19 protein-coding genes are annotated in these 23430 nt (G+C 44.5%); 5 read left to right on the forward strand and 14 right to left on the reverse strand.

Translation table 11 applies throughout. From position 1 onward, the window contains the following. Positions 1 to 14 precede the first annotated feature (14 nt). Positions 15 to 2855, forward strand: a complete 2841-nt coding sequence (locus AACT19_RS13415) for an Hsp70 family protein (RefSeq protein ID WP_065681266.1) — start codon at positions 15 to 17, stop codon at positions 2853 to 2855. A 156-nt stretch (positions 2856 to 3011) separates the two neighbouring features. Here AACT19_RS13415 and AACT19_RS13420 read toward each other — a convergent pair whose 3' ends face one another. From AACT19_RS13420 to AACT19_RS13455, 8 genes are all read right to left on the reverse strand, one after another. Beyond that, positions 3012 to 3227, reverse strand: a complete 216-nt coding sequence (locus AACT19_RS13420) for a hypothetical protein (RefSeq protein ID WP_076646691.1) — start codon at positions 3225 to 3227, stop codon at positions 3012 to 3014. 268 nt (positions 3228 to 3495) lie between these two features. Then, positions 3496 to 3969, reverse strand: coding sequence for a DUF2947 domain-containing protein (locus AACT19_RS13425; protein WP_076646693.1), 474 nt, complete (start codon positions 3967 to 3969; stop codon positions 3496 to 3498). 140 nt (positions 3970 to 4109) lie between these two features. Continuing rightward, complete coding sequence (gene rimJ, locus AACT19_RS13430; RefSeq protein WP_017094348.1) at positions 4110 to 4697, reverse strand: ribosomal protein S5-alanine N-acetyltransferase; 588 nt, start codon at positions 4695 to 4697, stop codon at positions 4110 to 4112. Between the two features lie 18 nt (positions 4698 to 4715). Next, positions 4716 to 6260: a transcriptional regulator TyrR gene (gene tyrR / locus AACT19_RS13435; RefSeq protein WP_017077872.1), complete on the reverse strand. Its 1545-nt coding sequence runs from the start codon at positions 6258 to 6260 to the stop codon at positions 4716 to 4718. Between the two features lie 224 nt (positions 6261 to 6484). Beyond that, the gene (locus tag AACT19_RS13440; RefSeq protein WP_076646695.1) at positions 6485 to 7537 is read right to left on the reverse strand and encodes a YcjF family protein; all 1053 of its coding nucleotides are present in this window, start codon (positions 7535 to 7537) and stop codon (positions 6485 to 6487) included. A 14-nt stretch (positions 7538 to 7551) separates the two neighbouring features. Next, positions 7552 to 8925, reverse strand: coding sequence for a YcjX family protein (locus tag AACT19_RS13445; protein ID WP_076646697.1), 1374 nt, complete (start codon positions 8923 to 8925; stop codon positions 7552 to 7554). Positions 8926 to 9146: 221 nt separating this feature from the next. Further along, on the reverse strand, positions 9147 to 9332 hold the full coding sequence (locus AACT19_RS13450) for a hypothetical protein (protein ID WP_004734731.1): 186 nt from the start codon (positions 9330 to 9332) through the stop codon (positions 9147 to 9149). 163 nt (positions 9333 to 9495) lie between these two features. Continuing rightward, entirely contained in the window at positions 9496 to 11013 is a 1518-nt protein-coding gene (locus tag AACT19_RS13455; RefSeq protein ID WP_004734730.1) for a fumarate hydratase, read from the reverse strand. A 245-nt stretch (positions 11014 to 11258) separates the two neighbouring features. On the opposite strand from AACT19_RS13455, the gene pabB reads away from it, so the two are divergent. Beyond that, positions 11259 to 12638 carry an aminodeoxychorismate synthase component I gene (gene pabB / locus AACT19_RS13460; RefSeq protein WP_076646699.1) on the forward strand — a complete coding sequence of 460 codons (1380 nt, stop codon included), beginning with the start codon at positions 11259 to 11261 and terminating at the stop codon, positions 12636 to 12638. A 158-nt stretch (positions 12639 to 12796) separates the two neighbouring features. On the opposite strand, the gene AACT19_RS13465 is transcribed toward pabB, so the two are convergent. Then, positions 12797 to 14515 carry an ATP-binding protein gene (locus AACT19_RS13465; protein ID WP_076646701.1) on the reverse strand — a complete coding sequence of 573 codons (1719 nt, stop codon included), beginning with the start codon at positions 14513 to 14515 and terminating at the stop codon, positions 12797 to 12799. 1 nt (position 14516) lies between these two features. After that, positions 14517 to 15059, reverse strand: a complete 543-nt coding sequence (locus tag AACT19_RS13470) for a heme NO-binding domain-containing protein (RefSeq protein WP_017080579.1) — start codon at positions 15057 to 15059, stop codon at positions 14517 to 14519. A gap of 306 nt (positions 15060 to 15365) precedes the next feature. On the opposite strand from AACT19_RS13470, the gene AACT19_RS13475 reads away from it, so the two are divergent. The 3 genes from AACT19_RS13475 (at position 15366) to AACT19_RS13485 (ending at position 19010) form a co-directional block, all read left to right on the forward strand. Next, the gene (locus AACT19_RS13475; RefSeq protein ID WP_004734720.1) at positions 15366 to 15965 is read left to right on the forward strand and encodes a CoA pyrophosphatase; all 600 of its coding nucleotides are present in this window, start codon (positions 15366 to 15368) and stop codon (positions 15963 to 15965) included. A gap of 309 nt (positions 15966 to 16274) precedes the next feature. Then, positions 16275 to 17528 carry an aromatic amino acid transport family protein gene (locus AACT19_RS13480; RefSeq protein ID WP_017091019.1) on the forward strand — a complete coding sequence of 418 codons (1254 nt, stop codon included), beginning with the start codon at positions 16275 to 16277 and terminating at the stop codon, positions 17526 to 17528. Positions 17529 to 17648: 120 nt separating this feature from the next. Continuing rightward, positions 17649 to 19010 carry an L-serine ammonia-lyase gene (locus tag AACT19_RS13485; protein WP_076646703.1) on the forward strand — a complete coding sequence of 454 codons (1362 nt, stop codon included), beginning with the start codon at positions 17649 to 17651 and terminating at the stop codon, positions 19008 to 19010. Between the two features lie 469 nt (positions 19011 to 19479). Here the strand turns inward: AACT19_RS13485 and AACT19_RS13490 are convergent, their stop codons facing one another. The 4 genes from AACT19_RS13490 to AACT19_RS13505 all read right to left on the reverse strand — a co-directional run bounded on the left by AACT19_RS13490 (position 19480) and on the right by AACT19_RS13505 (position 22972). Further along, the gene (locus AACT19_RS13490; protein ID WP_102462093.1) at positions 19480 to 20622 is read right to left on the reverse strand and encodes an amino acid permease; all 1143 of its coding nucleotides are present in this window, start codon (positions 20620 to 20622) and stop codon (positions 19480 to 19482) included. Positions 20623 to 20703: 81 nt separating this feature from the next. After that, entirely contained in the window at positions 20704 to 20901 is a 198-nt protein-coding gene (locus AACT19_RS13495) for a hypothetical protein (protein ID WP_131825228.1), read from the reverse strand. Between the two features lie 266 nt (positions 20902 to 21167). Beyond that, positions 21168 to 21998, reverse strand: coding sequence for a formate dehydrogenase accessory sulfurtransferase FdhD (fdhD, locus tag AACT19_RS13500; protein ID WP_076646707.1), 831 nt, complete (start codon positions 21996 to 21998; stop codon positions 21168 to 21170). An 89-nt stretch (positions 21999 to 22087) separates the two neighbouring features. Beyond that, positions 22088 to 22972: a LysR family transcriptional regulator gene (locus tag AACT19_RS13505; protein ID WP_004734714.1), complete on the reverse strand. Its 885-nt coding sequence runs from the start codon at positions 22970 to 22972 to the stop codon at positions 22088 to 22090. Positions 22973 to 23430 lie beyond the last annotated feature (458 nt).

A 23430-nucleotide genomic window follows, 5' to 3' on the forward strand; every position in this document is an offset into this window, starting at 1 on the left:
GAATAAGGTTTTGTATGGCATCTCCTCGTTTTTTAGTCGGCATTGACTTAGGCACAACCAATACTGTTGTCGCTTACTGTGAAATCAACGACGACCTACAACATGCTCCCGTTTCTCTTTTCGATATTGACCAACTCATCGGCCCCGGTGAAGTGGTTCGCAAGCCACTACTTCCATCATTTCGTTATCATCCCGCACAAGGTCAGATCTCCCCTTCCGATCTCACCATGCCTTGGGAACCGAGCTTAGTTGAAGGCGATATTCAAAATGTCATCGTAGGCGAATGGGCACGCGAACTGGGCGCCAAAGTTGAAGGCCGCCAAGTATCCAGTGCAAAAAGCTGGTTATCTCACCAAGCGGTTGATCGTAACTCCGACATTCTGCCGTGGGCAGGCGCAACTGACGTCGATAAAGTATCGCCAGTTGTGGCTAGTGCAAGCTACCTCAACCACATTCGCCAAGCATGGAACTACCGTAACCCAAGCAACAAGCTTGAAGACCAAGACGTTGTAGTCACCGTTCCTGCTTCATTCGATGAGACAGCACGCAAGCTGACACTTGAAGCGGCAGCACTTGCTGGCTTAGGTAAGATTCTATTACTCGAAGAGCCTCAAGCTGTGTGTTACGACTGGTATGCCCGTCATCAACAAACCGCAGCCGATGAGCTTCAACAGATCCCGCTGATTCTAGTGTGTGATGTCGGCGGTGGTACCACCGATTTAAGTTTGATCGAAGCAAGCTTCAACTCAAACAATGGCGATGACCAAGAACTCGCACTCGACCGTATCGGCGTTGGCGAACACTTGATGCTCGGTGGTGATAACCTAGATTTAGCCCTTGCCCACCTTGCAGAGCAACGCTTCAATCAAAACAAAAAGCTGAATGCTTCGAGCCTAACCAAACTGATTCAACAGACTCGCGCCGCAAAAGAGAGCCTGCTTTCTGTTAACGCGCCAGACGATGTAAAGATCACCATGCTGGGCAGCGGTTCAAAGCTACTTGGCGGTACCAAGAGTATTGGTTTAACGAAACAAGAAGTTCATCAGATTGCACTGGAAGGTTTCTTCCCGCTTTCTGAGTTTACGGAAGTACCCGACAAACGACGTAGCGCGGTGGTAGAGTTCGGCCTACCCTACGCAGCAGATCCTGCGGTAAGTAAGCACGTTGCCGAATTCTTAGCGACACATCAGCAAGTATCTAAAGCCGCATTGGAAAAGTCAGACTCTGTTGAGTTTGATGACACCAAACCTGCAATTCCTGTTGGTGTGCTACTCAATGGTGGTGTGTTCAATAGTGAGCTGGTAACAGAGCGAATTACTCAGCTACTGGACAACTGGAACGGTTCTCCTATCACAGTGCTTGATAACCCTCATCCAGATTGGTCTGTAGCCCTTGGTGCAGTAGCTTTTGGTAAAGCACGCCGCGGTGCACAACTGAAAATCGGTGGCGGTGCTGCCCGTTCTTACTTCCTGCATCTGCAAGAGAAGAACAAGATGGGTAAAGCGCTTTGTCTGCTTGCCAAAGGAACCGAAGAAGGCCAAGAGATACGCTTGAACAGCCGTCGTTTCTCGCTGACTTTAGGCGAACCGGTACGATTTAATCTTCTGACTTCAACACACGATCAAATTGCTCATGACACCGCTATTCAAAATGGTGTGATGGTCAATGTCGACGCTGATTTGTTCTCCCCTCTTCCACCTTATATTTCTACGCTGGAAGGGTCTGGCACTGCAGAGCTTCAAGCCAACCAAAAAGAGCGCGTTGAAGTATTGCTCGCGTGTCAATTAACGGAAGTCGGCACACTGAAAATGGAGTGTGTGAGTACGGAAGATGACACCAAGCGTTGGTTGCTTGAGTTCGAAGTTAGAAACAAGCAAGGCGATGAGTCTGATACCGCTAAACTTCACCCAAGACTGGATGAATGTAAGGAATTGATTTCTCGCCTGTACAGCGGCAACAAGAAGAGTGCTGAATCGAAAGAGATCAAAACACTATCGAAAGATCTTGAGAAGCGACTTGGTAAGCGCGATGAATGGGACTTCACGACCCTTCGCCATCTGTTTGATACCTTTTCATTAGGTCGTAAACGCCGTCGTCGTTCAGAAGCACACGAGAAGAACTGGCTGCGTTTGGCGGGCTACTCGCTGCGTCCAGGCTTTGGCGATCCGACTGACTCATGGCGTATCGAACAAATTTGGGGCCTTTACCAACAAAACATTCAGTTCCAGAACCACCAAGGTTGGACGGACTGGTGGGTATTCTGGCGTCGTGTTGCCGGTGGATTAAACCAAGAGCAGCAAGAGAGTATCTTGGCTGACATCGCTAAATACCTTCATCCAGGGGCAATGAAAAACCCTAAGACAGCCAAAGATGCACAAGACAATGGCTATGAAGCCATGGTTCGTTTGGCGGCGTCACTTGAGCAACTTGAAGTGGAAGACAAAGTTCTGCTGGCAAGCTGGTTCTTGAGCAAAGCGATTAACCATAACCAATTTGAACAGGCTCACTGGTGGGCGCTAGGTCGACTAGCATCAAGAACGCCTTTGTATGGTAGCCAACACAACGTAATTCCTAGAGAGCAAGCTGAACAGTGGTTACCAAAACTGCTTGAACAGAACTGGCAGAAAGAGCAGATGATCGCCTTCGCTGCTGTAATGATTTGTCGTAAAACCGGTGACCGTCAATTTGATATCTCTGACGACTATCGTAATCAAGTGATTGAGAAGCTAAAGCAAAGCAAGGTACCTGATTCATGGCTAACGCTAGTGAGTGAAGTGACTGAACTTTCTGAGAGCGAATCTAAGCGTGTGTTTGGTGATGCATTACCAAGCGGGTTAAGCCTGATTAATAACTAGTTTCAGGGCTCATTAGATTAGAGTGCTAACTAGTAAAGAAAAAGCCACTTTCGATTCGTTGAAAGTGGCTTTTTTATTGGTGGCTTAAGGCTGGTATGTTTAGTCGACTTATCGCTTCTTGGTTAAGAGCCTTAGCCGTATTGCAGTTCATCATTGTTAATGTTTCGTTCCTGTTGGGTTGATAGGAAAATCCGTATTTTCATAAATATCAGATAACTTTTTCGGTTTCTTCTCTTTAGCTCCTCTGTTCGATTGATTATGAGTTTCGCTTAAAAGCCATTCCTCATGCATTTTTGCTGAATCCAAAAACTCTGGATCTTCCATTGCTTCCTTGCGAAGTTTATTTACACGTTCGAGAGTATCCCAAATCATAATACTTCACCTCCACTAAGGCAGTAATATAAAGATAGTTCAACCCCATAAAACTTCAACTAGTCCAATGAGATAGCGATCTCAATTTCGAAATTTAACTGCTCTATGTCAGTAAAAATAGTCATCCTCAACTGAGGTAAAATAATCGTTTCTTTCCGATGATCTTCGAAGATCACTAGGCATAAAAAAAGCGAGCTCAATGCTCGCTTTTTGTCTGTCTATCTGTTGATCGGATCGTCAACATTCGCTCGATTAAATCACACCGAACTTAAGCACGGTTACCAATTTTAACGGTACCATTTGTAGCAAACCAAAGTGCTTCTGAACGGCGGCGACCTAGTAGAATCGGGCCATCATCGTAGAACAAAAAGTTCTTCCAGTGTTTCTTGAAAACTGACCATTTGGTTTCTAAAACATTGTATTTTTCATAACAAAAATAAACAGTTACGTCATCTTGCCAATCAATGAAGTTTAGAATTTCTTCTGGCATTTCAGGCTCATCCGCTTCCCAATTTGCCATCCAGCTGATCTCTTCATTCCAGTTCGATGTTTTGCTTGGCCAGTCTTGCGAGCTTAGTCTTTCCGCATCAGGGCTTTGAGGGCTCACGTTCTCTTTCCAGAACTGAGATGCTCTCGCCTGTGTCATTGGTTTAATCTTTTCCAAATCCTCTGCCGGCAGCGGCATTGACTGGTGAGTGAAAATCCATTTTCTTTGGTATTCGTCCAAAGTTGTGTATGACATCAAAATTCCTCAAATATCTTCTCAGGCTGATGGTTCTACCATGCCTATATGTTCTTTTTGATACAGCGGCGATTAGAGATCGCTTGATATTCGCTGCCTTTAAATTCGTTACTTGTTCTTACGCCTAGATACTATTTAGTCTAGACATTGCGTTTGTCTTCCCAGTTAGGGTTAACTAACGCGGTTAGTATATGGTCTTCCCATTTACCGTTAATCTGTAAGTAATCTTTGGCGAAGCCTTCTCGAACAAAGCCAAGATGTTCCAAGACACCCGCACTGCGTTCATTGTGAGGCATGTAGCCCGCCATTAAGCGGTGCATGTTCTGCACATCAAACATGTAGTCTTTTGCCATGCTCAAGCCTCTGCGCATGTAACCGTGGCCCTGTGCACTTTGCGCCAATGAGTAACCGACATTACAGGCGTAGAACGGGAAACGAGACAAATTACTGAACGATATGGTGCCTAACATTTCATTAGAGTCAGCATTAATCAGTAAACAGTAATAGCCTAGCCCCATTTTATGAAGCTCGTTTAACTTAATCAGTCGCTGCGCCCAACTCGCTCTATCAAAGAACGCATCTTCGCGAATCGGTTCCCAAGGTTTCAGGTACTCTCTGTTAACCTGAAAGTACGCACTGATCATCGCTGCGTCGTCTATTTCAGCCGTTCTCAGAATCAGGTTACCGTCACGCTTACAAATGCGCTCCGGTGTACTCAAATCTTCCATAATCTTGTTCTTATTCGGTCAGTTCTTTCTAATACCGTAATCACGAAGCTTATTCGCAATTGAGGTGTGAGATACATTCAAACGTTTTGCAAGCTTACGGCTTGATGGGAAAGACTGGTAGAGCTTCTCTAGAATCTGAGATTCATAGTCTTTCATGATCTCGTCAAGCGAGCCGTCTAAGCTCAAGTTCGCCATTCCAGCAGTCATGGTTTCAAGCTGTGGCAGGTGGAATTGCTCAACCGTTAACGTATCTGAATCCAACTCTGTTAGAGCACGTAGAACCATGTTGTCTAACTGACGAATGTTGCCCGGCCATTGGTAGTTACCTAATTGGTCGATTAGTTCTTGAGTCAGCTTTGGTTTCAACATGCCTAATTGCTGTGCGTACTTTGCAACGAATAGCTCCAGTAATGGGGCAACATCGTTTGAACGTTCACGCAAAGCAGGAATCGATAAAGTCAGCACGTTCAAGCGGTAGAACAGATCTTCACGGAACGAGCCCGAGTCGGCTAATTCGGATAGACGATGGCGCGTAGATGCGATAATACGAACATCCGCGTGCATCTCTTCTTCTTCACCAACACGACGGAATGAACCATCTTGTAGGAAACGCAGCAGTTTGATTTGTAGATGCGGGCTCATCTCGCCAATTTCATCTAAAAATACGGTACCGCCATTCGCTTGTTCGAAAATGCCTTTATGACCTTGTTCATGGTTAAATGAACCCGGTGCATGACCAAACAATTCCGTTTCCGCTACGTCATCAGGCATCGATGCACAGCTTAGAATCAAGAATGGGAATGACGCTCGGTTCGAACGGTTATGACACGCTTTAGCCAGCATCTCTTTACCCGTGCCTGTATCCCCTTCAATAAGCAGAGGTTGATCCAGCATAGCCAGTTTCTTAGCTTGGCTGATCAAGGCTTTATGGCGATTAGAGACACCAACAAAGTGTTCAAAACCTAGGTTATTCTGTTCAGGGATTGCGTCTGGCGTGTTCATCTCTTGGTTGCAAGAACGAATTGTCATTACCGCGCTAGCCAGTACCGCTTCGTTGACATCACCACCAAGGTAAATCGGCAGGATCTCAATAGAGAAATCTAAACCATCTAACACCACAACTTCACGATGGCGCGTTACATCGCCTTCAATCCAACGAGCGAAGTTAAAGCTAGGAACGAACGTCGCTAGCGGCTCACCGATCACTTCGTCTTCTTGCTTGTTAAAGAGATTCAATGCAGCGTGGTTTGCCATATCGATTGAGCCTTTAAGGTCAATCGCTATCACAGGGTCAGGTAGGTTTGCCAGCAGAGCAATCAACTCTGTGTTATGCCTTTCGCTTGGCATAAATTGGATTTTACGTACATCCTTCACACCTGAAATTCGGCGAATTTCAGCCATAAGTTCACTAAAAGCATCAAAATTAATATCAGGGCAGTTTAAGTAAATAATGCCTTTAACATCAATTTCGATTCCTCTTAAATCAATGCTTTTTGAGGCCAAGATATCGAGCAACTCACGCGTTAAGCCGAGTCTGTCTTCACACAATACTTCAAGACGCACAAATAGTCCTATTATAGGTGTCAGGATAAGTTGACAGTAGTGTGGATTAAGCTCTGAGTTCAGTCAAGAAGAAGAGTAAACATATGTTTACTCTTCACTCGCAAACGACTCAATGTCATACACTTTGTTGGTTAGTAGCTCGCTTTGTTGGTTAGTAGCTCGCTTTGTTGATCAGTAGCTCGCTTTGTTTAAGCGTGATGCGCTTTATTGATAAGCAACTCACTCTATTTAAGCGTAATGCGCTTTATTTCCGAAAGGACGGCTTTACGAAGATCTGATATTTTTACTTTTCGCTCATTATGCCAAGGCATAGGGCGCAGCAATGTCATGGCTTTTAAACCCAGTCTCGCAGTGAGAATACCGACACCGAGCCCCTGCCCTGCTCGAGCTGAAACCTTGCCTGCAAGATCCATCGAGACGAGGTCCATACTAGCGTCTATCGCGAGTTCACTGGCACCTGCCGCTGCCATGTTGATCAACACCAACTTGAACAACTTAATACGCGACCAGTAACCAAGCTCAATGCCATACACATCAGCAAGCTTGTCTATCATGGTGAAATTGCGCCACGCCACCAGCAACATATCGGCAGCCGCCAATGGGCTCACAGCAACCAAAGCGGCCGATTCGGTCGAGAACTTAGTGACAATTTGAGTCGCCACTTTATCTTGTTGGGCAACAACGAGTGCATCATACATATCCAAGACTTCAGCATCGCTGTGTGCAGGGTTAATGCTGTTTCGCCATTTATCATAAGCGGGTGATTCAGCGACAATACCGCCCTGCTTCGCAATGTGTTCACAGAACGATTTGCCTTTACCGACACTTTGGCTCTGAAGTAGCTCTTCACTCTGCTCTTGAACGCTGAAATGATCTTTCAATGAGCGTAGCTTCCACAGCTCTTTGCCTATTGCGCCCAAGCCTAATGAAGCGATTGCAGCAATAAAGCCAGCCCAACCTAACGCAAGCCAGTCTGCTGTTTGAATCGCGGTAATGACAGAGTCAATCGCCTGCCAGCCCACCAGACCAGAGAAAGCGACAAGTAAGCCCGTTCCAAACCACTTCTTCTTTTTGCTCGGTCGAATCACTTGCTCCAATTGCTGCTCAGCTTCACCATCAAGATCGGCTTCCACTTGCGGTGCGACAGGAACAAATTTCTCTTGCTCTGTGAACAGTTGTTGAGCGCCTAAACCTGGGCTAACTTCGCTCTTGTCTTGCTCATCAAAAGAGGTCTTCAACGGTTCATTAAAGACCTGCTTTGTTTTTAATTCACTCATTTTGATTGCCTCAATTACTTCAACTTGTCGCCAATGAGATACTCTAAAACCTTGTCGACTCTTAGATGTTGGCAAGGCTCATCGGAATGTTGCTCCATCGGCCTAAAGCTCGTGAAATCAAACTGGTTGGTTTCCCAATACTGTTTGTTTGGCAGTTTACGCGGCACCTCACCCGGATACATGGTTTGAGGAGCATTATCTAAAGTCACACCTTGCAGAGCAGGGACATTGTCTGAACCTGACGATATATAACCCGCGCTGGTCGCTTGAATAGACGCGATGCTCATGCAACTCATGTCGATATGTTCAAACGCCGCCTGTTGCCAAGCCGGATGTACCATCTGTTGTAACAGCGATACCAAGTTCGGATGTTGATCCGGAGTCACGTGATCGGCCTTGGTTGCGGCGAATAATATCTTGTCGATCTTCGGCGCGAATAAGCGCCTTAGCATATTGCTTCGACCATACTTAAAGCTTTTTAGTAGCTGCTCTAATGCGCCACGCATGTCCATGAAGGAGTCATAGCCCGCATTGAGCGGCTGTAAGCAGTCCACCAGCACGATTTGTCTGTCGAACGTAGCAAAGTGATTCTTGTAGAACGCTTTCACGACCTTCTGTTGATACTCTTCATAACGCGCTTTTAAAACCGCATAGTTACTTGTTTTTGAGAACTTGCCCTCAGGTGCGATGCACGGGAAAAATTGCAGCACAGGCGCGCCTTCAAGCTCACCCGGCAATACGAATCGACCCGGCTGTACCCAGTGCAACCCGTTATCCTTACAAGTGTGAAGGTACTGAGTATAGCTATCGGCAATGGCGACCAATTTCTTTTCGTCTGCTTCGGCTAACAAGTCAACGTCACCACGCATTGCGTTCCACTGTTGCGAGTAGGTTTCTCTATCGCCTTTTAGTGCTGCAAATTGAGACTGACTCCAAGTATCAAAATCCATATCCAGCAAAGGTAAATCAAGTAGCCACTCTCCCGGATAATCAACAATATCGAGATAAAGGGTGCTGTTCTTGCTCAGCAGCTTCTTTGCGCCTTTAGCAGGCTTATATTTGATTGCTAGACGAATCTCACTGACATCACGCGTTGGCACCGGCCATTCTGGTGGCTGTGCATTCAAAGATTCCATCGCTTCATCATAAGAGAAACGTGGAATCATCATGTTTTGTTGCGGGATGCGTTTAGCGCCAATAATTCTTCCGTCTCTCGCTGATGCAAGCAGTGGTAGATTTTTGTGGGTAGACGTATGAAGAAGCTGATTAACCAGCGAAGTAATGAATGCTGTCTTACCCGCACGAGAAAGCCCCGTGACCGCTACTCGAATGTGAGAATCCGTTCCTCTGCTTATAAAGTCACTCATTTCTTGAGTTAGGTGTTTCATTTGAACGACTCCGTGATAGTTAGGCTGGATTGCTGACTCACCAAGAGCGCAATCATTTGGAAAAATAGCCTACTTATTTATTCCAATCGGAATATCTTAAATACTGATGTTTTTGCTTATGGTGATAAGTATGCAATACACATTCTTAATGCTAGATGAATAAAAGCCCCTGACTACATTCATAATCAGGGGCTTTAGAATTTTTCTGCGATATCCGACGTTTAATCGTCTTCAATCAACTTGTAGATAACAAACAGTGCAATCTCTGCAATTAGCCAAAGCGCACAAGTAATTGTCACGTATTTATTATCAAAGATGCTGATCCCTTTCAAGATCAGGTCGTAACCAACAAAAGCACCAATCACCACTGCCAAGATAATCTGTAGGATCTGAATAAAACGAGGCATTCCTCTCTCCTATATTCTTATATCAAACTATGTGTTTATCACTATATCATTGATAATAAGACAAAAGTGCAAATAATGCTGCACTTTTGTCTTCAACTTTCTGTCAAGAATTGCAATTCAAACGCTGAAGCTAGCGCCTGTTACGACTTTTGACTTCGGTAAATTATGCTTTTTCAGCTTCAGCAATTTTCACTTTCCACGTATCAGGGCCGATCTGGTGCGCGTTCACGCCGTTAGAGTCAACCGCGACCGTTACCGGCATGTCTTCAACTTCAAACTCGTAAATCGCTTCCATACCGAGATCTTCAAACGCAACCACGCGTGCTTTTTTAATTGCTTTCGCGACTAAATAAGCTGCACCGCCAACGGCCATTAGGTAAACCGATTTATGTTGTTTGATTGACTCTACCGTTGCAGGGCCACGTTCTGCTTTACCAATCATGCCCATAATGCCGGTTTCTTCTAGCATCATGTCGGTGAACTTATCCATACGAGTAGACGTTGTTGGGCCAGCAGGACCAACCGCTTCATCGCGTACCGCATCAACAGGGCCAACGTAGTAAATAAACTTACCTTTCAGGTCAACGCCTTCAGGTAAACCTTCACCACTTTCAAGCATGCCTTGAATACGCTTATGCGCTGCATCACGACCGGTTAAGATCTTGCCTGATAGAAGAACCGTTTCGCCAGTCTTCCACTCTTGAACGTCTTCTTTAGTAATTTCATCTAGGTTAACACGGCGTGTATTTGCGCCTGCTTCCCAAGTAATATCTGGCCACTCTTCTAACTTAGGTGGTGTTAGTTCTGCAGGGCCGCTGCCGTCTAGCGTGAAGTGAACGTGACGCGTTGCTGCACAGTTCGGGATCAAGCAAACAGGCTTTGAAGCTGCATGCGTTGGCGCTGTTTTGATTTTAACGTCAACCACAGTCGTTAGACCGCCAAGACCTTGTGCACCAATACCAAGCTTGTTTACACGGTTGAAGATGTCTAAACGAAGCTCTTCTTCTGCGTTCTCTGGACCTTTGTCGATAAGGTCTTGAATATCGATGTGTTCCATCAGAGATTCTTTCGCTAGTACTGCTGCTTTCTCAGCCGTACCGCCGATGCCTATACCAAGCATGCCCGGTGGACACCAGCCCGCACCCATAGTTGGTAGCGTCTTCTCTACCCACTCTGCAATATCATCAGAAGGGTTAAGCATTACCATCTTGGTTTTGTTCTCAGAACCGCCGCCTTTTGCCGCGATTTGAATTTCAACTTTGTTGCCTGGAACCATATTAATGTGAACAACCGCTGGTGTGTTGTCTTTTGTATTAATACGCTTACCTGCAGGGTCCATTAGGACAGATGCACGCAATGGGTTATCTGGATTGTTGTAAGCTTGACGAACGCCTTCATCAACCATCTGTTGTACTGTTTGATCCGTTTCCCACCTAACATCCATACCGATGTTCACGAAACAAGTAACAATACCCGTATCCTGACAAATTGGACGATGGCCTTCCGCAGACATGCGCGAGTTAATCAGAATCTGAGCGATAGCATCTTTTGCTGCTTGGCTCTCTTCTTTCTCATACGCTTTTTCTAGGGCTTGGACAAAGTCTAAAGGGTGATAATAAGAAATGTACTGAAGTGCGTCAGCGACACTGCTGATCACATCTTGCTTACGAATAACCGTCATTGCATGCCTCTTTATTGTTCTGGTTCCATGTGGGTTCATGGTTTGACTATTCAGGCCTAATTGGCTTAGCTTTTTATTGTGTTGAGCTGTATTTAGTTGCTTTAGCAATCGCTTGCATAGCTGTAAACTAAACCACTTGTATTACACCGTTCTAATCAAGAACCCATTTTATTTTCAATTTATGATACTCTTGCTTCCTCTCACACGCCATGCAGTGATCGAACTCTTTGTCACAAATTAAACAAATGAATAACAACGAATTTCGCTCTATCCAAATCAAGCCGCTTGAATATCAATCAACTTTAGCTAAACAGCTGTTTTCCCATATTGAAAACCTACCGTGGGCAATGCTATTACGCTCTGCTTCAGAAAGCCACGTTGATAGTCGATACGACATTTTAGTTGCTCAACCCATCGCCACCTTCGAAACTATCGGTGCAGAAACGACCGTTAATGTTAATGAAGAGTGCGAGGTTTCAGACTCCGATCCTTTCGAACTACTCGACCAATATCAGCAACAGTTATTACCTGCGATTAAAGAACACGCTGAGTTGCCATTCGTTGGCGGTGCATTGGGCTACTTTAGTTATGATTTGGGGCGCAGAGTTGAAACACTTCCTTCACTCGCAAAGCGAGACATTGAAGCACCAGACATGGCGGTTGGTTTGTATGAGTGGGCTGTGATCGTTGACCATCAATTAAAAACGGCGTGTATTGTCGGCAGCAATATCGATGAACATCATGATTGGCTGATGCAGCAAGTGGCTCGGTCAAACCGAACACATGCGCCCTTTGGATTAACCACACCTTGGCAATCCAACATGAGCGAACAGAACTACGCAACGAAATTCGATAGTGTTCAAGAGTACCTGTTATCCGGCGATTGCTATCAGATTAACTTGGCTCAGCGTTTCAATGCCCAATACCAAGGCAGTGAATGGCTAGCCTATGACAAATTGGAACAATACAACTCGGCGCCCTTTTCTGGCTTCATCCGTTTGACCGACTGCGCAATCATCAGTGTTTCGCCTGAACGATTCTTAGAACTTAATAGTGGCACCATTGAAACAAAACCGATCAAAGGCACACGCCCTCGTTCTGAAAACCCTATGATTGATGATGCCAACGCACAAGACCTAGTCAACGCCGATAAAGATCAGGCAGAAAACTTGATGATCGTCGACCTGCTTCGTAATGATATTGGCCGAGTCGCAAAGCCGGGATCGGTTCATGTACCAAAGCTCTTCGATATTGAAAGCTTCCCTGCTGTGCACCACTTAGTGAGCACGATACGAGCGGACCTTGATGACCAATATTCTGCAACTGACCTTCTGAGAGCCTGTTTCCCTGGAGGCTCGATTACCGGCGCTCCAAAAGTTCGCGCGATGCAGATCATTGAAGAGTTAGAACCGCATCGACGTTCAGCGTACTGCGGCAGTATTGGCTACATCAGCCGAAATGGCAGAATGGACACCAGCATTACTATTCGTACGTTAGTGGCAGAGAACAATACGCTTTATGCATGGGCTGGCGGTGGTGTGGTATTTGATAGTGATTGCGCTTCTGAGTACCAAGAGACGTTGGATAAACTAAGTCGTATCCTACCTGTGCTTGAGGAATGTTAAGCATAACGTCATTAACTGACAGTTTCGCTGCTTAACGGCCAGCGAAAGCTCTATATAAGAAGAAACCGAAATAACAAAAACCGAAGGATCGTAAGATCACTTCGGCTTTTTTAGTCTTTGAACTAGAGTGCATTGCTCACAACGCATTATTCGCGCGTTTAAGCGACCTTCACCGCAGAGAGACCCCACTTCTTAAGCATTTCTTTAAGATCATTGGCTGTGTAAGGCTTACTAAGAATGTCATCCATTCCGCACTGAATACAACGTTCTCGCTCTTCCAGCGTCGTTCCGGCGGTGAGTGCCACAATAGATCTAACGTAACCCTTATCTCTAAGTTTCTCTGTCGCTTCAAATCCGTCCATGACGGGCATTCTGCAATCCATGAAAACAATGTCGTATTCATTATCTGAAGCAAGCTCAAAAGCTTCTACACCATTGCTCGCGGTAGCAGGTTCAATCTCATGTTTACGTAACATTTGTTGGATGATGATCTGGTTCATCTTAATATCATCAACCACCAGCACTTTAAGCAGTGACAATTCGACTTCAGATTCAAAGCCTCTAGCGACACTATCACTCTCTGCTGGTACATCGACAACCTGAAGAGGAATCGAGATGGTAAACGTAGTGCCTGAGCCAACAACACTGGTCACCCCAATCACGCCATTCATCAGAGCCACCAGCTTGCGACAAATCGCTAAGCCAAGCCCAGTGCCCTCATAATTTCGGCTACTTGAGTTATCAGCTTGTGTGAAAGGTTCAAACAGCGTCTTATGTGCAGATTCGGCAATGCCTACCCCAGTATCTTCCACTGAGAAGACAAACTGGTTTTTGTCCCACTCAATATCGACATTGACGTGCCCCTCTTCTGTAAATTTGATCGCATTACCGATTAAGTTTACAAACAGTTGCGTGATACGTTCTAAATCGCCTTGGAAATGAGAAGGTACGTTAGATGCGACACTGATATTAAATTCGATCTGCTTCTCAATCGCGCGATTGACGAAGATACTTTCAATCGTATTTCTCAAATCATGCAACGCAAATTTCTTAGGAATAAGATCCAACATCCCTGCATTGATTTTACTGAAATCAAGCAAGTCATTAATGATGGTTCTAAGAAACTCTCCAGATTGGCTCAGGTTATTCACTATTTCACGCTGAGAACTGCTGAGTTCGGTATCACTGATCAATTCTGCACTACCTAGCAAACCATTGAGCGGAGTTCTTAGCTCATGGTTAATCATGGCCACAAAGTCGCGCGTTGCCCTCTCGGACTCTTCCGCTCGTTTACGTGATTCAACATTTCGATTGATAGCAAGCTGATGAGTTAGTGCACTGCAGATAAGATCGGTCACTAACAACAGTTGGCTTTGAATGAATTCGTAGTCCTGGTCTAACAATCTGACCTTCACGATTAACGCGCCGACTATGACCTTTTCGACTTCTAATGGCACCGTTAGCAGGTTGCCTTGCCAATGAGGTTCTTGAATGTATTGCTCTATCACCTCGACGGCTTCGTCACCATAGTCGTAGGTGTGTAACTGCGGGATCAGCTTGGGAGGCAAAATCAAACGACTGGCTTCGATCAAGTAACTGTTGGTCACATTCATCGTCAATTGTGACAACATGACGTCATCGAGATCATTTCTAAGGAACGCGCGCCCGAAATCAATCAACAGGTTGTCGATTTGTTCTTGGAATTCAATACGGCGTATATTCGCGTTAGAGCGCTTTTCTAACTGACGCAGAGCAAGCTCAAGCTGTTGGTTAGCCTCAAACAGTTCGAGGCTCTTTTGTTCCAACAACGCTTCAGCCGCTTTTCTTGCCGCGATTTGACGCTTAAGTTTCTTCTCTATGGCAGATGCCGGATCCATATCACTTTTCTACTTTGAGATTAAACCTAACCACGCTTTGGTCATCATTTTGCGGCGTCATTTCAACCGCGATAGATTCACCGTGGTATTCAGCACACCCTTCAATAAGCCCTAAGCAAACGTGAGACATGCACCTTGCGCTTTTATAGTCAAAAACAAGCTGTGCTTCAGTCGTGGTAATAAAGCTGAATTCAGGCGGCTCCGCATCCGGATAGAGCTTCTTCACTTCAACGTGAATATAGCGCTCTACGTGTTGGATAAATTGAAAGGTGGTCGTGCTATGAGCAAGGCTCGCTTTATTAGGCAATGAGGCCAATAAGTTCTTAAACACCGACTGCCCAAAAACACGCTGTAAACTGGCGGCATCAATATCGGTTTTCTTACTCAAGTTGATAATCAACCTGACAAGGTCTTTGTGGTCATAGCTTCCGACCGACGTGTAGATCCCTTCGTCTTCTGACATCTCTAAAACTTCTTCCAAAAGCTCTAGCCCAAACTTGTCTTCAACAAGCTCTAAAAATTCGGTGAATATGATTCCTTTCATCTCATACCTTTTCTTCTATTTCTTTTTAGAATGGTCTACTAAGTTATTGTTATCAAATTCTTAAACAAAAAAACTACGTTTCATCACCTAATTTTATGACATGGGTAACGCTTACTCGGAAATGTACAAATATTGAATATAGCAAAACCCCTCGTTTTAAGGAGATAGGTGACTGCCCCCTCCCCTTTATTATGCTTAGTTAATGACTGAACTAAGGGTAAGTAAATGACGACAAACTCAAAATTGGTAATCAGCCCACGGTTATGCCTATACTTAAAATCATAATAATCAATATATTGGCTTGATATGAATAAAGAAAACTTCCTTCAACAATTCCAGCTTAACCCTACGGTTGGCTATCATCCCGAATCTGTAGAGCGTGTTTCGCATATCAGTGGCGATCAATTGCGCAAAGCGGCAGTGGTGGTCGGTTTAGTGGAACGAGAAGATGGTTTACATGTTATTTTTACTAAAAGAGCCGCTCATTTAAAGCATCATCCAGGCCAAGTCAGCTTTCCTGGAGGAAAACACGAACGTTCCGACCCTTCTATGCAATTTACTGCACTTAGAGAACTCCACGAAGAGGTGGGAATTCGATCGGATCAAGTTAAAATTGTTGGCCAATTACCTGCATTGAGTACTATTAGTAAATTTTCTGTGACACCGATTGTTGCAATGGTCGATCCTGACTATGAAGCCATCATCGATGAGAACGAAGTGGCCTCGATTTTTGAGGTGCCTGCCACCTATGTTTTAGACCAAGCCAAGTTACACAGCCACACAGTTAACGTTAAACAAATCAAGCATCGTGTTTTTGCGATGCCCTTCGAAGAGCACCTAATTTGGGGCGTTACAGCACAAATCATCCAATCTCTGCAGCGACATGTAGTGCAACAAATTACATAGCAACTACGTTTTGTTTAATCTCTGTTAACAAAATCCATCCTTTCTATAGAACAGATTTATTAATGCAATTTTACGCAAACGTTTCCCTGGTATAAATCTGACCACCCCCGCCATTCGCATAATAAAAACTAATGTCTAGCATGAACATAAATCACCTGTAGCACGCCAATTTCGTGATCAAAAATCCGTTTTTCGCATATCATGTGACACGCCGTTTCATTACATGATTTAGATCTATTTTTTACAGAAGAAAATTCTGCAGAATTAGCCCCAACTTATTTCCTGTTCCCAAAAAATGAGTAATTTAACATGAACACAACAACTTCTTCGGCAAATGCCGTTAAAGATTCAAGCAAGTTTAACTATAAAGATTTTACCTGGTGTTTATCACTATTCGGTACAGCAGTTGGTGCTGGCGTACTATTCCTTCCAATCAAAGCTGGTGCGGGTGGTTTTTGGCCATTAGTTATCCTAGCTCTAATCGCGGCACCAATGACTTGGTTCGCACACAAATCTCTAGCTCGTTTCGTACTGTCTGCTAAAAACCCTGAAGCTGATATTACAGACACAGTTGAAGAGCACTTCGGTAAGACTGGCGCAAACATTATTACTTTTGCTTACTTTTTCGCTATCTACCCAATCGTTCTTATCTACGGTGTTGGTATCACGAACACGGTTGATTCTTTCCTAGTAAACCAAATGGGTATGGAATCTATTCCACGTCCTCTTCTTTCTGGTGCACTGATCCTTGCTATGACAGCAGGTGTTGTATTCGGTAAAGAACTGATGCTTAAAGCAACGTCAGCAATGGTTTACCCACTAGTATTCGTCCTACTAGCGCTGTCTTTCTTCCTAGTTCCTGAATGGAACACTTCAATGATGGAAACAAGCCCAGAATGGTCTTCAATGCCTTCTATTATCTGGCTTGCGATTCCAATCATCGTGTTCTCTTTCAACCACAGCCCAATCATTTCACAGTTCTCTAAAGAGCAACGTCGTGTATACGGTGAAGACGCAGTTAAGAAAACTGACGCGATCACTGGCGGCGCAGCAATGATGCTGATGGGTTTTGTAATGTTCTTCGTATTCTCTGTAGTGCTTTCTCTATCTCCAGAGCAACTAGCTACAGCGCAAGCGCAAAACATCTCGGTACTTTCTTACCTAGCTAACGTTCACGAGTCTCCACTTATCTCTTACATGGGTCCTCTAGTAGCGTTCGCAGCGATTACTTCTAGCTACTTCGGTCACTTCCTAGGTGCTCATGAAGGTCTTGTTGGTCTAATCAAGTCTCGCTCTGGTTCTTCAATCAGCACGATTGAGAAAGCATCTCTAGCGTTCATCGTTGTTACAACTTGGATTGTTGCGGTAGTTAACCCAAGCATCCTAGGTATGATTGAAACAATGGGTGCTCCAATGATTGCAGCTATCCTGTTCCTAATGCCTGTATTCGCGATGCAGAAAGTACCAGCAATGGCTAAGTACAAAACATCAGCACCTGTGCAAATCTTTACAGCTTTATGTGGTCTAGCGGCTATTAGTTCTGTAATCTACGGCGCTCTTTAATCTCAAGTCCTTTTTATAAGATGACATCCATCTTATATCGCGAGATTAGACAAAAAATATAATGATAATAAATGAGCCTCCCTACTCCCCTTGGGAGGCTCTCTTTTTGAGGTAATCGCTATGATTAGTGTATTTGATATCTATAAAATCGGTGTTGGTCCATCGAGCTCACACACAGTTGGACCAATGAAAGCGGGTAAAGAATTTATTGATGACCTACGTTCAATGGGAAAATTGCGCGACATCACTAAAATCACCGTGGACGTATATGGATCACTATCACTGACAGGGAAAGGTCACCACACCGATATCGCAATCATCATGGGTCTTGCTGGCAATACTCCTGAGAAAGTAGATATCGACTCTATCGCAGGCTTCATTGCTCGCGTAGAAGAAACTGAACGTCTACCTGTTGGTATGCACTGTCATACTGTTTCGTTCCCGAAAGATGGCGGAATGAATTTCCATACTTCGAACCTTTCTCTACACGAGAATGGCATGAGCATTCATGCTTGGATTGACGACGAAGTAGCTTACTCAAAAACGTACTACTCAATTGGTGGCGGTTTCATCGTTGACGAAGAGAGCTTCGGCAAAGAAGAAGAAAACCCAATTAAAGCACCATACGAATTCACAACAGCTGAAGAGCTGGTTAATCAGTGTAAAGAAAGTGGTCTTTCTATCAGTACACTGGTTATGAAAAACCAAGCGGCTTTCCACTCAGACGAAGAGTCTCGTACTTACTTCGCTAACATCTGGAGAACGATGCGTGAGTGTATGGATCGCGGTATGAATACTGAAGGTATCTTGCCGGGTCCACTGCGTGTTCCTCGTCGTGCAGCTTCACTTCGCCAACTTCTGATTACTTCAGAAAAAACAACCAACGATCCAATGACGGTTGTTGATTGGGTGAACATGTTTGCATTCGCAGTAAACGAAGAAAATGCTGCCGGTGGCCGTGTTGTTACTGCACCAACTAACGGCGCATGTGGCATCATCCCAGCTGTATTGGCGTACTACGACAAGTTCATCCAAACGGTGACAGAGAAAGATTACATCCGTTACTTCGCGGCTTCTGGTGCGATCGGTGGTCTTTACAAGCGTAACGCTTCTATCTCTGGTGCTGAAGTTGGCTGTCAGGGCGAAGTTGGCGTGGCATGTTCTATGGCTGCTGCTGGTCTTGCTGAGCTTATGGGTGGTAGCCCTGAGCAAGTATGTATGGCTGCAGAAATCGGCATGGAGCACAACCTAGGTCTAACGTGTGACCCAGTTGCTGGCCAAGTACAAGTTCCATGTATCGAGCGTAACGGTATTGCTGCAGTTAAAGCAATCAACTCAACTCGTATGGCACTTCGTCGCTCTTCTGCTCCGACTGTTTCTCTAGATAAAGTTATCGAAACAATGCTAGAAACCGGTAAAGACATGAACGCTAAATACCGTGAGACATCTCAAGGTGGTTTGGCAGTTAAGGTGGTTTGTTAATTAACATTCGTTTGTTAGTTAACATTGGCTTGCTAGTCCGTATTAATTTATTGGCCAGCATCAGTTAACAAGCCAACACTTAACTCAGTCTGCTTTTAATGAGCAGATAATAAAAAGGAACGCCAATGCGTTCCTTTTTTTGTATCTGAAGTTTTTGTAGCTGAAACTTGGTGACTAGGGCGTGTTGATCTTTCGAGCTGATTTTTGCAGCGAGTTGCTGGGTATTTATACAAGGCAGAGGCGTCGATGTGTAGCTAGCCTACATGAGAAGCCGATAACGTAGTAGAAATGGCCAGCAAACGCTGCCCGAAGGGTTCGGCTATAAGCGTTTTACTCTTTGTTGAGGGGGATTTGCTTAGAGTGACTAGGCTACTTCCCCCTCGCCGCGATTAAAACGCTTTTATCTCGAACAAAATTTAACCACGAAGGGTCAACACGCCCTAATTATTCAGCCGACCAAATTGGTTTGCTAAATCACTTGTGAGATAAGCAAGAAGCAACCAAATAGCAATGAGAAAAGCATCATTGGTCGGCCACCTTCAGCGCTGTATCTGTCTTCCGCTACTTTCATGAAGCGCTGCTTGTGAACCATCACCAGAGGAACAAACACAGCTAGGAACACTAAGATGATACCTGCGTAGTTCAACACTTGTAGGAACTTGTCAGCTGCAAGCAATGAACCCGCCAAAGGCAAGATAAAGCTAATGCAGTACGTTACCGCTGTATTTTGATTGAACATGTCTTTGTTTTGGTTGAACAACGCCATCGCCACACCAAAGAAAGAAGTCAACAACGCCAAGCCAGTGAAGGTAGACAGAACGTTACCCACCCAAGGAGACTGAGCCTCAAACGCCGCCATCAAATCTGATACGTTCTTGAAGCTTCTGAATTGCTCTTCGCTCAAGTTACCCACTACCGCAAACAACCAACATAAGTAACACACTAATGGAATCAGAGAACCGACGATCACCATGTTACGTAGCTGTTTGTCTGTCGCTTCGTGGTTGTAAGAAACCAAGGTTGGAATCACAACCATAAAGCCAAAGCTCGTAAACAGGATGGCACTGGTTTTGATTAGATCAACGTGGTCATGACTGGTTACCTGCATCAAGTTTTCTTGAGTCATGCTCGGCGCTAAGAACACCATGGTTGCGAACAAGCTAGCAAGCATCACGAAGAACAGTGCACGGTTGAGTTTATCAATCACACCGGTGCCACTTGCGACTACAGCGCCAGCAAGTAACGTAAACACGACTTGGCTCGTGGTCGCGGTGAGTTCAACGCCAAAGTTAGACAGTAACTTACTCAGTAAATCACCTGCGCCTAGAATGTAAGCCATCAATAGGCAAATCAATAACGCGTATAGCAAGCCGTTAGTCAGTAACTGGCCTTGTTTACCCAAGGTTTTTCGAGCAATAGAGTTCAACCCTAGACCGCCACCGGCTTTGATGGTCGCTTCTAGAAGTAATAATGCTGCGTAAGTCGTACCGAAGCAGATCAGTACCATCAGCAGTGTGCCGTAAAGCAATCCGAATTGAGCTAATACCATTGGGATCGCAAGCATACCAGCACCGAGAGCGGTACCAGCGATAATTAGGGAGCTACCCATCATTTTAATATTCATTGTTTTTAACTTATTTGTTTAGTTTTTATAGATGTGAGTCTTCGTACATCGAGCGGATGACAAAGGAATTCAGATAGAAATAGAGTTATAAAACGAATAACAATAGGAGCGATAAGCGGTAAAGAAGCGTGCAGAGACGTGGTCGAACAAGGTGTTCAAAGGGGAGCTTGTCTTAAAAGAGGTAAAACGAGAAGCGTGAGTTTGCGTTAACTGATGTGGTGAACCTTCCGTAGGTTCAATAATCGGTGATGTAATCTTGAATTTCATGCATGTGTCCAATAATTAAGTCACATTCCATAGTAATTGAAGCAGCGTATCCATTGCTGCCCTACCTCTGTCATTAGAGGTGTTTTCATCTTATCGAATGAGCTTTGAAACACAACGCTATAACCACATTTTTTGCTATTAAATTGAACAAAACAGCCATTTGGATATAAATTAACCACCAAACCGCGTAAAACAATAATCATTTATAATAAAAACCAAAGAGAGACACAATGGTCTCTCTTTTTATCCAAACGAAAACATTACATTTATGGCGCAGGGCTATATAAACGAGGTGGACTGCTGTTGGGTAAGTGAATCAGATTTAAGCGATTACGTCTTGCCCATTCGACCGTCAGTGAGGTCGGAGCCGACAAACAAACCAAGGTTGAGATTTCGGCACGCACGGCTTTATGGATAAGCTCTAAACTGCAACGGCTCGTCATAATCACGAACCCTGACTTAGGGTTGATCTCGTTCACAGCCATCGCCCCTATTAGTTTATCCAGTGCGTTATGGCGGCCAATGTCTTCACGACAAAGTGAAATTTCTCCTTTCGAATTCGCAAACAAAGCGGCATGTAAAGCACCGGATATTTTGGCTGCTTTTTGATGTTCAGCAATTCGCCCTCTCAACCCCTGAAAAACCAGTGGACTGGGTGGTAATGACGATGGCAATGGAACCAAATCAGGAAGTGCTTGTTCAAGCGCCTCAACACCGCACAAACCACAGCCTGTGGTTCCAGCCAAGTTGCGCCGCTGAGTTTTCATGTCCCAAAAAGCGCGATTGCTGATTTCTACTTGCGCGAAATGAGATTCACCATTGCCACCAATCTCAATATCACGAATTTCACTGAATTTTTTTACGATACCGGTGCTTAAACTAAAACCGCGCACAAAGTCTTCCATGTGACCGGGCGTCACCATCATAACCGCCTGACTGATCCCGTTATAACTGATCGCCAATGCCGATTCGTTTGCCAGAGGTACATCTACCACCATGCTATAGCCCGTAAGCTCTCGATAGCTCATGGCATTGGGCTGTGGAGGCGCTTGATTAAAATCAGGCAGTTCAATATAGGATTGAGTTATACATCTCATAAAATCACCCGGAAAGACGGTCAGCTTGACGATATCGACTCAGACTGAAAACGTTACTGATTAAATAAATATCACTGGTTAAACAAACATCACTGATTAAACAAGTGTTTTGCTTCAGCAAAGCACTGATCAGTGAGTGCCGAATAAGGTTCTTGTTTACGCTTAAGTAGACCGAGAGGCGAATGCACCACGGCTTTTTCTATCGGTACGATACGCAGTTGTTCGTTGAGCTCTTCCAATCCTGAGTTAAGCGGCATAACAGCACAGCACAGGCCACTGGTGACAGCTTGGATCAGGTGAAACGTAGAGTTACTTTCAATCAAAGTCTGCGGAACTAGGCCTTTACTACCGAAACTCAAATCAATCGAATGACGATAATGCATGCCTTTAGACAAAAGCCCCAAAGGAATGCTATTGAGTGATTCCCATAAGACTTCCGACTCAGCAAAATCAAAGAATCGGCTATCATACAGAATGCCTAAATCCGTCGAGTTCATTTCTATAACGTCAAAATAAGCCGTATTGATCTGGTCGGTGTAACACATGCCTAAATCAAGTTGGTTACGATTGAGCTGGTCTATGATCTGCTCAGATGTCATCGACAAAATTTGAAAGCGAAGTTCAGGGAATTTTTCTGCTAAAGGCTTAATCAACTGCATCGGGTTTTGACTGGCTAAAGGCACCATGCCAACTCTTAGCGAGCCGACCAGCTGACCACGGCAGTTAGCCGCTTCGGCTTGTAAACCGTCATGAGCCGCTAAGACGGTCTTTGCCCAAGCCAATATACGTTCACCCGCTTCGGTAAACCCTTCAAAACGTTGACTTCTTGAAATCAACTCGAGGTCTAACTCTTCTTCTAAACGCCTTATCCTCATCGACAACGTAGGCTGAGTAATATGACAAAGTGTCGCAGCCTGACCAAAGTGTTTCGTTTGATCTAAAGCGATTAAATACTTAAGTTGTTTTATATCCATGAATGATTAGTAAAACCTTGAAATGAAGCGTCTTCTTCGCGTTCGTCGTACATTAACGGTTCTCTGTGATTGAAAATACCTATCACGGGAAATGGCTCAATCTGTAAAGCAACAGCTAAAATAACAACGGCATTTTTGATTTAAATCAAAGTATGCCTAATTTAAATATAGGTCAAATCTAAATTATCTATAGCGTGATAGACAGCAACTATCATAGGAGGCTCAGCTATATCAAGGCTGATCAACAAATCCCTCGTAAAATAGAGCTCACATCGCACTGGCTAATAAATTTTATTTATCACTGTGAAAAGTCTATTTATCACTGTGACAAAAGCGACACTTTCCATATTTACTCGCCATGATAGATTCTATTTATCACTTAGTCGGCAATATCAATTGGACGCACCGCCCCTTAACGGCATAACCTTTGATTTAGATCATGGCAAACAATTAGCCAG

The organism is Vibrio sp. 10N.222.47.A9 (assembly GCF_963872585.1).
Classification (GTDB): domain Bacteria; phylum Pseudomonadota; class Gammaproteobacteria; order Enterobacterales; family Vibrionaceae; genus Vibrio; species Vibrio splendidus.

What these genes read in the sequence shown, in the direction of transcription:
- AACT19_RS13415 (WP_065681266.1), top strand. Translation starts at nt 15, where the DNA reads ATGGCATCTCCTCGTTTTTTAGTCGGCATTGACTTAGGCACAACCAAT.
- AACT19_RS13420 (WP_076646691.1), bottom strand. Translation starts at nt 3,227, where the DNA reads ATGATTTGGGATACTCTCGAACGTGTAAATAAACTTCGCAAGGAAGCA.
- AACT19_RS13425 (WP_076646693.1), bottom strand. Translation starts at nt 3,969, where the DNA reads ATGTCATACACAACTTTGGACGAATACCAAAGAAAATGGATTTTCACT.
- rimJ (WP_017094348.1), bottom strand. Translation starts at nt 4,697, where the DNA reads ATGGAAGATTTGAGTACACCGGAGCGCATTTGTAAGCGTGACGGTAAC.
- AACT19_RS13440 (WP_076646695.1), bottom strand. Translation starts at nt 7,537, where the DNA reads ATGAGTGAATTAAAAACAAAGCAGGTCTTTAATGAACCGTTGAAGACC.
- AACT19_RS13445 (WP_076646697.1), bottom strand. Translation starts at nt 8,925, where the DNA reads ATGAAACACCTAACTCAAGAAATGAGTGACTTTATAAGCAGAGGAACG.
- AACT19_RS13450 (WP_004734731.1), bottom strand. Translation starts at nt 9,332, where the DNA reads ATGCCTCGTTTTATTCAGATCCTACAGATTATCTTGGCAGTGGTGATT.
- AACT19_RS13455 (WP_004734730.1), bottom strand. Translation starts at nt 11,013, where the DNA reads ATGACGGTTATTCGTAAGCAAGATGTGATCAGCAGTGTCGCTGACGCA.
- pabB (WP_076646699.1), top strand. Translation starts at nt 11,259, where the DNA reads ATGAATAACAACGAATTTCGCTCTATCCAAATCAAGCCGCTTGAATAT.
- AACT19_RS13465 (WP_076646701.1), bottom strand. Translation starts at nt 14,515, where the DNA reads ATGGATCCGGCATCTGCCATAGAGAAGAAACTTAAGCGTCAAATCGCG.
- AACT19_RS13470 (WP_017080579.1), bottom strand. Translation starts at nt 15,059, where the DNA reads ATGAAAGGAATCATATTCACCGAATTTTTAGAGCTTGTTGAAGACAAG.
- AACT19_RS13475 (WP_004734720.1), top strand. Translation starts at nt 15,366, where the DNA reads ATGAATAAAGAAAACTTCCTTCAACAATTCCAGCTTAACCCTACGGTT.
- AACT19_RS13480 (WP_017091019.1), top strand. Translation starts at nt 16,275, where the DNA reads ATGAACACAACAACTTCTTCGGCAAATGCCGTTAAAGATTCAAGCAAG.
- AACT19_RS13485 (WP_076646703.1), top strand. Translation starts at nt 17,649, where the DNA reads ATGATTAGTGTATTTGATATCTATAAAATCGGTGTTGGTCCATCGAGC.
- AACT19_RS13490 (WP_102462093.1), bottom strand. Translation starts at nt 20,622, where the DNA reads ATGATGGGTAGCTCCCTAATTATCGCTGGTACCGCTCTCGGTGCTGGT.
- AACT19_RS13495 (WP_131825228.1), bottom strand. Translation starts at nt 20,901, where the DNA reads ATGAAATTCAAGATTACATCACCGATTATTGAACCTACGGAAGGTTCA.
- fdhD (WP_076646707.1), bottom strand. Translation starts at nt 21,998, where the DNA reads ATGAGATGTATAACTCAATCCTATATTGAACTGCCTGATTTTAATCAA.
- AACT19_RS13505 (WP_004734714.1), bottom strand. Translation starts at nt 22,972, where the DNA reads ATGGATATAAAACAACTTAAGTATTTAATCGCTTTAGATCAAACGAAA.